Origin of the sequence: Mesorhizobium sp. C089B, from assembly GCF_030323125.1 — a bacterium.
Lineage (GTDB): Bacteria > Pseudomonadota > Alphaproteobacteria > Rhizobiales > Rhizobiaceae > Mesorhizobium.
Genome location: NZ_CP100469.1, coordinates 6110129 through 6122978, shown reverse-complemented (window position 1 = coordinate 6122978; position 12850 = coordinate 6110129). Strand labels below are relative to the sequence as shown.

The window sequence follows — 12850 nt, the reverse complement described above, 5'->3', positions numbered from 1 at the left end:
GCGACGAGGCCCGGCTCTGCCGGGCCTCGATCTGTTTGCGTGTACCCGGCGATTGACCTGCATCAACGCGGCGCCATCCGGTCGGCGGCACAATCCGATCCACGCTGCATTTCGCTGACCTGACTGCACCAGCCAGGACATTTACCCCGGCGAAATCACGAGTTGCGCGACGGGAGAAACCAGTGCTGGACAATACGCAGGTAGAACGGCTCGAGGCTGAGGCGGTCAACTCCGCCAAGGTGCGCCAGCCAATGTATGCCGCGCGCAGGAAGATCTTCCCGAAGCGGGCCTCGGGCAGCTTTCGCCGATTTAAATGGATCGTGATGGCGATCACGCTGGGCATCTACTATCTGACGCCGTGGCTGCGCTGGGATCGGGGTCCGTTTGCCCCCGACCAGGCGGTGCTGCTTGATGTCGCCAACCGGCGCTTCTATTTCTTCTTCATCGAGATATGGCCCCAGGAATTCTACTATGTCGCCGGCCTTCTGGTCATGGCCGGCGTCGGTCTTTTCCTGATCACGTCAACCGTCGGCCGTGCATGGTGTGGCTACACATGCCCACAGACCGTATGGGTCGATCTGTTCCTGGTCGTCGAGCGCGCGATCGAGGGCGACCGCAACGCGCGCATGCGGCTCGATGCCGGTCCATGGACCACCCGCAAGCTCGTGCTGCGGGCATCGAAACACGTCATCTGGCTGGTCATAGCCGCAGCGACTGGTGGCGCATGGATCTTCTATTTCGCCGATGCGCCGACGCTGGTCGGCGAACTCTTCACCGGCACGGCAGCGCCTGTCGCCTACATCACCGTCGCGGTTCTGACGGCGACGACCTACACGTTTGGCGGGCTGATGCGCGAACAGGTCTGCACCTATATGTGCCCTTGGCCGCGCATCCAGGCAGCCATGCTCGACGAGAGCTCGCTCACCGTCACCTACAATGACTGGCGCGGCGAACCGCGCACCCGTCACGCCAAGAAGGTTCTTGCCGCAGGGCATCCCGTCGGCGATTGCGTCGACTGCAATGCCTGTGTCGCCGTCTGTCCGATGGGGATCGACATACGCGACGGTCAGCAACTCGAATGCATCACCTGCGCGCTCTGCATCGATGCCTGCGACGGCGTCATGGATAAACTCGGCAAGGAGCGAGGACTGATCTCCTACGCGACGCTCTCCGACTACAACGCCAACATGATGCTGGCCACCGCCGGCGGCGCCAGCTCGGTCGATCCGTCGCTGGTCAGGACGGATGACGGCGTGTTTTCGGACAGGGTGGCGCATTTCCATATCCACAAGATCTTTCGGCCACGAACCTATGTCTACATGGCCATGTGGTCGCTGATCGGGCTGGGCCTGCTCTTTTCGCTGCTGACGCGCGACCGGCTCGAAATCAATGTCCTGCACGACCGCAACCCGCAATTCGTGACGCTCTCGGACGGCTCGATCCGCAATGGCTATACCGTCAAGCTCTTGAACATGATCCCCGAACCGAGAACGATTATCGTCACCCTCGGGGTTTGCCAGGCGCGGAGATGAGCATCGTTGGCGTCGACCTCCCCGCCGATCGCTCCTTTGCGGTCCAGGTCGAACCCGACCGGCTGAAGATGCTGAAGGTTTTCGTGCGCCTGCCCGCCGATCAGATTAATCGCCAGGCGCAGACCTTCACATTCCGCGTCGAAGACAAGGTCAGCTTCGAGTCCAACGAATACACCGCCACCTTCAATGCGCCGGAGATCGCCAGATGAACGCCACCACGCGAAAACCCCGCGAGTTCACCGGCAGGCACATGTTGGCCACCGTCCTTGCCTTTTTCGGCGTGGTCATCGCGGTCAATCTCACGATGGCGACGCTTGCCAACACAAGCTGGACCGGCCTTGTCGTCGAAAATACCTATGTGGCGAGCCAGCAATTCAACAAGAAGGCCGAGGAAGGCCGTGCGCAGGCAGCGCTTGGCTGGACCGGCCAGTTGACCATCGCATGGGGCGAAGTCCGCTATCGCATCATCGACGCCGCGGGCAAACCGGTTTCCCTGCATGGCGTGAAGGTGCTGTTTCGCCATCCGGCTTACGAGAAAGAGGATGAGTCCGTCACGCTCGCCCTGGTCTCTGGCCAGGAGTTTGCAGCACAACACGTGCCAAGGGATGGTGTCTGGATCATCGAAATAGACGCCGATGCCGGCCTGGCAAAACCTTATCGCGACGTGCGCAGGGTCATGATTTCCCAAGGGGTGCTGAAATGAGCTGCTGCGCGCCGGGCGCTGAAATGGCGCTGGATCTGGTCAGCCCCGCTTCGGTCCTGCCGTCAAGCCAGGAGGTCAGGCTGGCGAGCCGGTCGCTGGGCGATGACCTTCATCAGACCGACCTGTCGGTACCGACGGTTCACTGCGGCGCCTGCATCCAGATGATCGAGACCGCGTTGGGAAAGCTCAATCACGTCCAGGCCGCCCGCGTCAACCTTTCAACGAAGCGGGTCTCGGTCCAGTGGCGCGGCGATGAGGTTCCACCATTGGTCGCAGTGCTCGGGCGCCTGGGCTACCAGGCACATCTGTTCGAAGCCGACACCGATGCGAAGGACAGGACGTTATCGGAGCTCATCCGCGCCGTCGCCGTTGCCGGCTTTGCGGCGGGCAACATCATGCTGCTCTCGGTGTCGGTCTGGTCCGGCGCCGAGGGCGCCACCCGCGACCTGTTCCACTGGGTCTCCGCGCTGATCGCCATTCCCGCCCTTGCCTTCGCCGGCGGTATCTTCTTCAAGTCGGCGTGGACTGCGCTGCGCCACGGCCGCATGAATATGGACGTGCCGATCGCTGTCGGCGTGTCGCTGGCCTACGCCATGAGCCTCTATGAGACGATCACCCATGGCGACCACGCCTATTTCGACGCGTCGGTATCGCTGCTGTTCTTCCAGTTGATCGGCCGCACGCTCGATCACGTGATGCGCGAGCGCGCCCGCACCGCGGTGAAGAGTCTGTCGCAGTTGGCCGCGCGCGGCGCCATGGTGTTGCGCGGCGACGGCGCACGCGACTATTTGCCGGTTGGCGAGATCGAACCAGGGATGCAGTTGCTTATTGCAGCCGGCGAAAGAATCCCTGTCGACGGCAGGATTGCGCGCGGGACATCCGACGTCGACTGCTCCCTGGTCTCCGGCGAGAGCACGCCCAGAAGCGTGGCGCCAGAAGATACTGTGCAGGCCGGCGTGCTCAACCTTACCGGTCCGCTGACGATCGAGGCCACAGCCGCCGCGAAGGATTCGTTCCTGGCAGAAATGGTTCGGCTGATGGAAGCCGCGGAGGGCGGTCGCGCCCACTATCGCCGGATCGCCGATCGTGTTTCAGCGCTCTATGCCCCGGTGGTTCATCTCACCGCCTTCGCGACATTCCTAGGCTGGATGGCGGTGACTGGCGACTGGCACCGGGCGATCACCATCGCTATTGCCGTTCTGATCATCACATGCCCATGTGCGCTCGGCCTCGCCGTGCCGATCGTCCAGGTGGTCGCGGCGCGGCGCCTGTTCGACCACGGCATCATGGTCAAGGATGGGTCGGCCATGGAGCGCCTGGCTACGGTCGATACGGCTGTGTTCGACAAGACCGGCACGCTCACGCTCGGACAGCCCCGGCTCGTCAACGCGGCCTCGATCGATCCGGCAATGTTGATGATTGCGGCCACCATGGCCGCACATTCGCGTCATCCGTTTTCAAAGGCCATCTCCGGTTTTGCCACTTCTAGCGGGCAACTCACATTCGATACCGTCAGCGAGCATGCAGGGTTCGGAATCGAAGCCACCCACGCCGGGACCACCTGGCGACTGGGTCGGCGCGGATGGGCGGGATGGAAAGCCCGGACCGGTGGCGAAGGCAAGCATGGCTATGGCGGAACGGTTTTGACCAGGAATGGGCTGATTGTTGCTACCGTCGCCTTCGAGGATGCGCTGCGTGCCGACGCCAGGGCTGCCGTCCAGCAATTGAACGACGCTGGAATAGCGGTGGAAATGCTGTCAGGCGATACCGCCCATGCCTGCCAGGATGTTGCGAAAATGCTGGGTGTCGGCGACTTCGTTCCGTGTCTGCTGCCATCCGGCAAGGTTGAACGCATCGAGTCCCTTAGACGCGATGGACATAAGGTCTTGATGGTCGGCGATGGCCTCAATGACACGCCGGCGCTGAGCGCGGCCCATGTCTCGATCGCACCGGCCACCGCCGCCGACATTGGCCGCAATGCAGCCGACTTCGTTTTCCTGCGCGAAAGCCTCATGGCGGTTCCGCTGGCGCTGGACGTTTCGCGCAACGCGGGAAACCTGATCCGCCAGAACATCGCGATCGCCATCGTCTACAATGCTGTCGCCGTGCCGATCGCCATTCTCGGGCACGTCACGCCATTGATAGCGGCGATTGCCATGTCGGCGTCATCGCTGCTTGTCATTGGCAATGCAATGCGTTTGCGGCGTTCCATGCCAGGTTCGCCGGCGAAAGTGGTTCGGACCTCCAGAGGATCCGGCGTCAACGAATTCTCGCGATCCTCATGACGACCCCTGCCTACCTCATCCCGGTCGCCCTCTTCCTTGGCGCGCTAGGCCTGGGCGGGTTCCTGTGGGCGTTGAGAAGCGGCCAGTACGATGATCTCGATGGCGCTGCGGAGCGCATTCTAATCGACCGCGACGACGGCGCGGAGAATGCTCCTCGCTCCAAGTGACTCAGATCAAAGCGCTGCGGGTCGGGATGTCCCATCGTCGGCCGACGTAAGATCAGGAGGGTAAGGATGCTAGCCGAAGCCATCATGACGAAAGCAGTCATCACGACGGATGCGAACGCGACGATCGCCGAAGCGGCCGAGCTCATGCTTTCAAACAAAGTCAGCTGCCTCCCGGTAACCGACAGCGACGGTGCCCTCGTTGGAATTGTAAGCAAAAGCGACTTCTTGCGCCGAGAAGAACTTGGGACCCAGCGTGTGCGTCCGCGCTGGCTGGAGTTTGATCTTGGCCCGGGCACAGTCGCCGAAGACTATGCGCGCTCGAACGGACGGATCATCCATGAGGTGATGACCACAGCCGTCATTTCGGCGTCTCCAGGCGCCTCAATTGCACAGATTGTCAACTTGATGATGCAACACCGCATCAACAATGTGCCGATTGTCGATCGGGACAGGGTCGTCGGCATCATCACGCGAACTGATTTGCTGCCTGTCCTGATCCGCGCCATGCCGAAACAGGGCACCACGCCACCCGATGACGACCTGATCCGCAAGGCCGTACTTGCCGAGCTGCAGGGACAATCGTGGGGCGGCGGTGACTTGATTGATGTAAGGGTCAGCGACGGCGTCGTCGAACTGACCGGGGCGATTGTCGACGAGCGTCAACGGAAAGCCGCGATCGTTGCGGCGGAGAACGTTGCCGGCGTCGGACAAGTCAAGGACAGCCTCTTCCTCCGTACAGATCCGCTCTCGGTGATGGTTTCATAGCTGCGGAAAAAAGCGGGGACGCCAAGCAGCGTCCCTTGGCGTTCTGCTCCCTTCCCACATCACTTAGACATGAGGCTGTCGGCGAGTTCCTCCAGCGTATAGCGCCCGTCATGGTTGGCGAGCACGCTGTCGGCAGCGAAGACGCCCGTCCATCGCCAAGCTCGAAACCGAGCGGGACTTGCTCGACCATTCTTGACGCACAAGATTGCCGCAGTCGAGGCTGTTTGTTGCTCCAATTAACACTCACCAATTTGCGCCAGCGCAAAGAAACGCTGCGTCAGGTCAGTTAGCTTCTGCTCATCCGCAACGGTTGAGATAGGAGATTGATATGATCACGCGACGCGAAGCCCTCTTCGGAGCAGCGATTGGCGCTGCCGCCGTGGCGGCACTGCCCGCACTGTCGGCAACGGTGACGAAAGCAGACATTCGAGGACTTCCCCGCGACAAGGTCAAGCTCGTGGCACCGCCTTTTGTGCATCCGCACGACCAGATCGCCAAAGGCGGTCCGAAGATCGTCGAATTCACCATCACGATCGAGGAGAAACCGATGGTCATCGACGCCGACGGGACGCAGCTCAATGCAATGACTTATAACGGCTCGATCCCGGGCCCGCTGATGGTCGTCCACCAAGACGATTATGTCGAGCTGACGCTCATCAATCCCGACACCAACTCGCTAGCCCACAACATCGATTTTCACGCAGCGACGGGTGCGCTGGGCGGCGGCGCCCTCACCTTGATCAATCCCGGCGAACAGGTGACGCTGCGCTTCAAGGCAACCCGAACGGGAACTTTCGTCTATCACTGTGCTCCCGGCGGACCGATGATCCCGTGGCACGTCGTCTCCGGCATGAATGGCGCCATCATGGTGCTGCCGCGCGACGGGCTCAGGAACGACAAGGGCGAGCCGGTCAAATACGACAAGATCTTCTATATCGGCGAGAGCGACTTCTATATTCCGCGCGATGAGAAGGGCAATTACAAGAGCTATGAATCGGCAGGCGACGGCTACGACGACATCGTCAAGGTCATGCGCGGGCTGATCCCGACGCATGTGGTGTTCAACGGCAGGGCCGGTTCGCTGACCGGCGACAACGCCATGAAGGCGAAGGTCGGCGAGACCGTGTTGATCGTCCATTCGCAGGCCAACCGCGATACGCGGCCGCATCTCATCGGTGGACACGGTGACTATGTCTGGGAACAAGGAAAATTCGCCAATCCGCCGGCCAAGGATCTGGAAACCTGGTTCATCCGCGGCGGCTCGGCAGGCTCGGCGCTCTATACGTTCCTGCAGCCCGGTGTCTACGCTTACGTCAACCACAATCTGATCGAAGCTGTGGAACTCGGGGCGACCGCTCACTTCATGGTGGAGGGCGAATGGGATGACGACCTGATGACGCAGGTCGAGGCGCCTAAACCCATCGCCACCAACTGACGGCACTCCAATTTGCCCGGACAGCGTCGCTGTCCGGGCATGGACAAAAGCCATGTCACCTCTCATCGTCAAGGTTGTCTCGGTCGCCATGGCGGCTGCATCGGTTCCGATGGGCTTGTCTGCCATCGGCCGGAACGGACATCGACAGTCCTACCCTGCCGCCACGACAGTTACCCTGGTCCCCGGTTCGATCACATATCCCCTGCCGGGCGAGTTCCTGAGGAATGGGCGCCCGCAAGCAAATCCGCGGCTCAGCCGACAGTTCAATAAACCTATCGAAATCATGACCTATCAGGTCAGCGCGTCAGACTATGCGAGCTGTGTGGCGGCTGGCGGCTGTCAGCCGGCACAGGAGACGCACGCGATCGCGCCCGATGCTCCCGCTACCGGAGTGAGCTATCTCGACGCCAATGCCTACGCCCAATGGTATTCGAAGGCGATAGGCGACGACTGGCGGCTGCCATCCGATGAGGAGTGGGCGTTTGCCGCGGCCGAGCGGTTTGCAGGGGAATTTGAGGGTGTCGAAAACGATACCAACAATCCCGCCAGGCGTTGGCTCACCAGCTACAAGGCCGAGGTGGACCTCAATCGCAAACCGGACCCCTTGCCCAGGAGCCGTGGCTCCTTTGGTGTGAATTCCTTAGGCCTCGCCGACTTTTCCGGCAACGTCTGGGAGTGGACTTCGACCTGCTATGTCCGCACCACGTTGGCTGCGGACGGGACCGATGTCGTGAGTTCGGTCGACAATTGCGGCGTCCACGTCCTTGAAGGGCTTCACAGGGCGTACATGTCGAACTTCGTCGGCGACGGGAAAAGCGGTGGCTGCGCCGTCGGAACCCCTCCCGACAACCTGGGGTTCAGGCTGGTCCGGGACTCGTCGGGCTGGGCGAACGATGTTCTCACCCATTTGGGCGTAATCTGACGGGAAACTCCCGTCAGATTCTGGCAACCCGATGTGCCTGCGTTGGCGGCGATTTGTTTGACAGGCCAGACCTATCGGCGGGGCGACAGCATCCGCCTAAGTGTGCCATCGCGAAGCCAGTACTGATGGAACAGTGCCGCGAAGGCATGGACGGAAATCAGGACCATAAATACTGGCTTGTTGAGCGAATGGATGTCGCCCCATGGGTCACCAACGTAGAAGGCGAGAAGTCCCACAATGGGCGTTGCGAGCAAGAGCAGATAGAAAAGGCCGTGCGAGATCCGCGCGGCGACCTGCATCCAGCCAGTGCCGCCTTCCGCACGCATGGGAGCACCCGTTACCAAGCGCATTATCAGCCGGACCGTGACGAGGGCCAGGATCGAAACCCCAACCCAGTAGTGGGTAGAGCCCAATGTCTGGTCGACTGGGGAGACGAGGGTTCCATCTTCGGCCGCGTCAACCACGTTCGTCATGCTCTCGCCAAAGAACAGCTGGAATAACACCAGCACTGCTATGATCCAATGAAGCGCAATTTGATAAGCTGAATATCCAAATCTGGTTTCTGCCATTTTGATTCCTCTTGCAATTCGAACAGCCTCGCAGTCGCGATACTGAATAACGAGGGACCTTGGCGTTATTCGGCTCAAATGCTCCCGGAATTGCGGCCGAAAGCTTACAGATTTGTAAGGCGCCAGGCGATGCGCAGCCGTAAGGGAATGGCGGCGCTATCCCGCCTTCGCTTGGCATGGAGTAGCCGTCAAACGGCATGAGCCTTCGGCGTCGTCAATGCGACGCCGTAAGTCAGAAGGAAGCCGGCGTATGCCAGTACCCATGCAGCACCGGCGAGATTAATGATGGCCTCATCGGGGACAAAAACGCCAAGGACGCGCGACAAGGCTGCGACCAGAATAGCTGCAAAGACAAAAGTTGTTAGTCGTCCAGCCCGCAATTGCCGGCCGGTATGTCCGAGCGTCGCTCGGGCCATTACGGCGAGCGTCATCGACCCGATCGCGCCGGCGCCCAACGCGTGGAGCCCAGCTGCGACCGGCACGATGCCAGGAAAAAAGAACGACGCCGAAAGCAGGGCAAGACCGAGCGGTACGAAGGCATAAGCCACGTGAAGGATGAGCACGAGCGGGTCCCGGAATGTGCGGTCGCCTGCCCACCGCGACACACGCCACGCTTGGCAGATTGCGGCGACGGCCATGAGCATCCCTGAGGCGCTGTTGCCGGGGGCGAACGTCCATGCTCCGAGGGCGATCGCCGAGATGGCTATCGAGGCGACGTCAAAACGGTCGAACGGCGCAGGCAGCCGCCCAGGATTTTCGCGGACGAGCCAGTTGCGGGTGAAGCTTGGAATGATGCGCCCCCCGATCAGTGAAATGAGCATGATCGCCGCGGCCATGCCGAGCCTTCGGCTGACGTCCGATGTGCCGTGAAGGTGCGCCTCGATGTGGAAGGCGCCGTTGGCGCCGGCCAGGACGGCAAGCGGCAGCAGCACCTTGAGATTGCGCCAGTTCCGCCCCGCGACGATTTCGCGTGCCGCCGCAGCACTGACCGCAAGCAGAAAAGAACCGTCGATCAACGCGGCTGCTTGCCAGCCAATATCGGCCGAGAAGAAGACAGCGGCACGACCGGCGAGCCACAGGACAACCAGCGCCAGCAGCGGCAGGCCTTGCACCGGCACCCGGCCGGTCCAGTTCGGGATGGCGGTCAGCAAGAACCCGGTAACGATCGCCGGCAGATAGCCGAACAACATTTCATGGATGTGCCAGTCGACCGGGAGAAACGCACTGTGGGCATCGAGTTCGCCGGCATAGATCGGCAGCCAAAGCAGAACGGACAGCGCAGCATACAGCGACCCGAGCAAAAAGAAGGGCCTGAACCCATAGGAAAGAAGTGCAGGCCCGGCGTAGGCCCGCAGGCGTGGAATTCCCATGATTTGTATCTCCAAATGAACAGCGCCGGATGAACCGCCGCCCTCGGTCCGTCCGGCCCGTGCCCGCCCTTTATGCGGCAGGCATGCCTGTATCGATTGCTCTCAGTTGGCAGGAACCTGGGTGAACAGGTCGGCGAACACCGTTTTTGCCTTCCCGGGATGCTTTACCGCCTTGGCGGTATCGAGATTGACCGGCTTGCCGACAACGATCAGCGCGACCATCCCCATGCCGTAGTGAGGCGCGCATTTGACGCCGTAGACACCCTCCTTTGTCAGCGTGACGGTGATTTCCTCGCTGGGCTTTCCCTTGAAAGGCTCAGCGCCATCCGGAAGCATGCCCTTGATCGACTCGGCGTCGTGGGTCTTGTCGGTCGGCACGAACTTGACGGTGTCGCCGGGCGCCGCCTTGACGAAAGCTGGCTGGAAAACCATGGCGCCTTTTTCGCCCTTGTTGAGCATTTGCACCACGTGCTCTTCCGCGCTGGCACCGCCGGCGAGCGCGAGGATCGAGATTGCGGCAGCGAGGATGGAGAGTTTCATCGGTTTGTCCTTGTTTCGTCTTCCCGGCGTTGCGCCGTTCCATGCCATTTAGCCTGATGCGGCCCAGGACAATTTGCGCTGGCGCAAACTCGGGATAAGAAAGGTCTTCCGCAAGACTGATGCGGAACCATAGAGCCGTGAGGGATCCGCTTGGCCGCGCTGGACCGATCGCTGATTTCGCCGCTGCCGCTCTTTCAGGGGCTGGCGCCGGACGAGCAGAGCGAGATCCTGCGAAATGCACGATCGTCTCGCTATGCCAAAGACTCAACGATCTTCGCGCAGGAAGCCGAAGCCCATTCCTTCTTCGTGCTGATCGCCGGGCACATACGGGTGGTCCGCACCACGCCGGACGGACAGCAGGTCATCGCCAGATACATCAGCGAAGGCGAGATCTTTGGCGTCGCCGCAGCCCTTGGCCGGACGACCTATCCCGCAAGTGCCGTCGCGGCTGTCGACTGCGTGGTGCTGGCCTGGCCCAACGCCCTGTGGCCTGATCTGTCCCGACGCTTCCCCGTGTTTGGGGCAGCCACCTACAAGACGGTTGGAAGCAGGCTGGAGGAGACGCAGACGCGGGTGGTGGAGATGTCCACGGAACAGGTGGAGCAGCGGGTTGCGCATGCGCTTCTGCGGCTGGTGAACCAGACCGGCCGAAAAACGGACAGCGGCATCGAAATCGATTTCCCGATTTCGAGGCAGGACATTGCCGAGATGACGGGAACGACGCTGCACACCGTCAGCCGGCTGCTCAGCAAATGGGAAGAGAACGGAATAATTGTCAGCGGGCGCCAGAGGGTCACGGTCAAAGATGCGCATCGCCTTGTGGTTCTGGCCGAGAACCGGGAAAAGGACTGACCGTCATCGTTCACCTCGAATGGCCAATTCGAGTTCGACCAGAAAGTCGCCCTCATCGACTTGATGTTCCCGGCACGCCTCGGTCACCGTATGGAAAGTGCCTATCGGACAGCCGACGCAGAGCATCTTGTGTCTCAACACCACAGCGACCGTTGCCGGCCATTTCCTCATGATTTCGTCGACGACCATATCGGGGTTGATCGAGCTGCACTGTTTCATGATGACGTCTCCGCGATTTGCGAAGCCCTCTTCATAAATCCGGCTCGGACTGCCTTCGTTGCGCTTACGCAATTTAGAAATGATTCAGATCAAGGCACAGCTCGCGCGGCCTCGATATGGATAGGAGTAACCATATGAGGAGGTTGGCATGCAAGCCGAAGCCATTATGAGCAAGCCGGTCGTCGGCATAGACCCGACCGCATCGATCGCCGACGCTGCCTGGTTGATGCTCACCAAAAAGATTAGCGGCTTTCCCGTCATTCGCGGCGACGGCACCCTGGTCGGGATCGTCAGCGAGGGCGATTTCCTGCGTCGCGGGGAACTGGGCACGCAGCGCAAGCGCTCACGCTGGCTGCAGTTTCTGGTCAGCCCCGGAACGGCCGCCGATGAATATGTCCACGCCAATGGGCGACGGGTTGAGGAGGTGATGTCACAAGATGTCGTCACGGCATTCCCCACCGCATCGCTCGACGAGGTCGTCGAGCTCATGACGCGTCACCATGTCAAACGCATCCCTGTCATCGACACCGGGAAAGTCGTCGGCATCATCACCCGCTCTGATCTTCTGCGGGCATTGATTAGCGCCCTTCCGGCTGCAGCCGCTGCAGCCATCGATGACGAACAGATCCGGCAGAACATCATGGCCGAGCTAGGGACACAGAAATGGGCTGGCAAGGACATGGTCAACGTGACTGTGAACAATGGCATGGTGAAACTGGGCGGGGCCATCTTCGACGAACGCGCGCGCCGGGCAGCCATTGTTGCGGCCGAAAACGTCGCCGGCGTCAAAGCTGTCGAGGATGGTCTCTTCTGCGCCGATCCAGTGTCCGTCCTCCTTGTTTCGTAGCAAGCGGCCGTGCCAGCTGATTTCAAGGTTGCATCCACGATAGGCCCGCTTTTCGCCCAGGCTTCGCCGCGTTCAGATCGTGACTAGAAGTATCAATGGCCGAAGGAGCAACAGGGCGAATGCAACGAGCGCCGCGCCCGCAATTCTTTCTGTCTTTTTGTTGCCTCCGCTGAAGCGCCGGCCAAGCAAAAGCCACACCGATCCGGTGGCAGCTGTTATCACCAGAAGCACAACCCAGAAGATCCCCAGAGCGCGCGGTTCGATGTTCATCGGCACGATAGCCAGGCAATAGATAAAGGCCTTCGGGTTCAGGGCACTGGTCACCGCAACAGAAATGGCGTCGCCATTTTTGGAAACGTTGATCCGCGCGCTGGTTATCAGATGCAGTCCAAGAACTACAAGCCATCCGGCTGCTACCAGCCTAAGTATTTGAATGGCCTCGGGTGACATGAAGGGGCGCAGGGAAAACCAGCACGCGGATGAGATCCCGTATCCGCATGCCTGAGCGGCCAAAAGCTTGACCACTTTCTCTCGCTTGACCGCCCCCGCCATCAAAAGAGCGTTGGTAGGCCCTGGTGCGACAAAGAGCACAAATGCTTCGAGAAAAAGTAAGTTGTCCAAGCTGCCTGGTCCTGTGGAATGCA

General features: G+C 60.9%; 13 protein-coding genes and 1 pseudogene. 9 read left to right on the top strand and 5 right to left on the bottom strand.

Annotated elements, in window-relative coordinates; translation table 11 throughout:
- Nucleotides 1-182 precede the first annotated feature (182 nt).
- The 7 genes and pseudogenes from ccoG (at nt 183) to NLY44_RS29845 (ending at nt 7809) form a co-directional block, all read left to right on the top strand.
- Nucleotides 183-1741 (top strand): annotated as a pseudogene (gene ccoG, locus NLY44_RS29875) (cytochrome c oxidase accessory protein CcoG).
- Entirely contained in the window at nt 1738-2235 is a 498-nt protein-coding gene (locus NLY44_RS29870; protein WP_023685548.1) for a FixH family protein, read from the top strand. The pseudogene ccoG and the gene NLY44_RS29870 overlap by 4 nt, the downstream one beginning before the upstream one ends.
- Complete coding sequence (locus NLY44_RS29865) at nt 2232-4520, top strand: heavy metal translocating P-type ATPase (protein ID WP_286456207.1); 2289 nt, start codon at nt 2232-2234, stop codon at nt 4518-4520. The genes NLY44_RS29870 and NLY44_RS29865 overlap by 4 nt, the downstream gene beginning before the upstream one ends.
- Nucleotides 4517-4687: a cbb3-type cytochrome oxidase assembly protein CcoS gene (gene ccoS, locus NLY44_RS29860; protein WP_023806649.1), complete on the top strand. Its 171-nt coding sequence runs from the start codon at nt 4517-4519 to the stop codon at nt 4685-4687. Before NLY44_RS29865 ends, ccoS begins: the two co-directional genes overlap by 4 nt.
- Before the next feature lie 66 nt (nt 4688-4753).
- Nucleotides 4754-5452, top strand: a complete 699-nt coding sequence (locus tag NLY44_RS29855) for a CBS domain-containing protein (protein ID WP_023689267.1) — start codon at nt 4754-4756, stop codon at nt 5450-5452.
- Between the two features lie 328 nt (nt 5453-5780).
- Nucleotides 5781-6887, top strand: a complete 1107-nt coding sequence (nirK, locus tag NLY44_RS29850; RefSeq protein ID WP_023689268.1) for a copper-containing nitrite reductase — start codon at nt 5781-5783, stop codon at nt 6885-6887.
- Between the two features lie 52 nt (nt 6888-6939).
- Nucleotides 6940-7809: an SUMF1/EgtB/PvdO family nonheme iron enzyme gene (locus NLY44_RS29845; RefSeq protein WP_023806648.1), complete on the top strand. Its 870-nt coding sequence runs from the start codon at nt 6940-6942 to the stop codon at nt 7807-7809.
- A 71-nt stretch (nt 7810-7880) separates the two neighbouring features.
- Here NLY44_RS29845 and NLY44_RS29840 read toward each other — a convergent pair whose 3' ends face one another.
- The 3 genes from NLY44_RS29840 to NLY44_RS29830 form a co-directional block, all read right to left on the bottom strand.
- The gene (locus NLY44_RS29840) at nt 7881-8378 is read right to left on the bottom strand and encodes a cytochrome b (RefSeq protein ID WP_023673750.1); all 498 of its coding nucleotides are present in this window, start codon (nt 8376-8378) and stop codon (nt 7881-7883) included.
- 188 nt (nt 8379-8566) lie between these two features.
- Nucleotides 8567-9748, bottom strand: coding sequence for an NnrS family protein (locus NLY44_RS29835; protein ID WP_023712982.1), 1182 nt, complete (start codon nt 9746-9748; stop codon nt 8567-8569).
- A gap of 102 nt (nt 9749-9850) precedes the next feature.
- A complete protein-coding gene (locus tag NLY44_RS29830) occupies nt 9851-10288 on the bottom strand; it encodes a pseudoazurin (protein WP_023689271.1) in 438 nt (145 codons plus the stop codon).
- Nucleotides 10289-10438: 150 nt separating this feature from the next.
- Here NLY44_RS29830 and NLY44_RS29825 point away from each other — a divergent pair, with 150 nt between their 5' ends.
- Nucleotides 10439-11140 (top strand): Crp/Fnr family transcriptional regulator, encoded by a 702-nt coding sequence (locus NLY44_RS29825; protein WP_023806647.1) that lies wholly within the window; start codon nt 10439-10441, stop codon nt 11138-11140.
- A 3-nt stretch (nt 11141-11143) separates the two neighbouring features.
- Here the strand turns inward: NLY44_RS29825 and NLY44_RS29820 are convergent, their stop codons facing one another.
- Nucleotides 11144-11359, bottom strand: a complete 216-nt coding sequence (locus NLY44_RS29820) for a DUF1858 domain-containing protein (RefSeq protein WP_023712984.1) — start codon at nt 11357-11359, stop codon at nt 11144-11146.
- Between the two features lie 148 nt (nt 11360-11507).
- Between NLY44_RS29820 and NLY44_RS29815 the strand changes: the two genes are divergently transcribed.
- A complete protein-coding gene (locus NLY44_RS29815) occupies nt 11508-12206 on the top strand; it encodes a CBS domain-containing protein (RefSeq protein ID WP_023689274.1) in 699 nt (232 codons plus the stop codon).
- 72 nt (nt 12207-12278) lie between these two features.
- Here NLY44_RS29815 and NLY44_RS29810 read toward each other — a convergent pair whose 3' ends face one another.
- Nucleotides 12279-12827 (bottom strand): hypothetical protein, encoded by a 549-nt coding sequence (locus NLY44_RS29810; protein ID WP_023689275.1) that lies wholly within the window; start codon nt 12825-12827, stop codon nt 12279-12281.
- Nucleotides 12828-12850 lie beyond the last annotated feature (23 nt).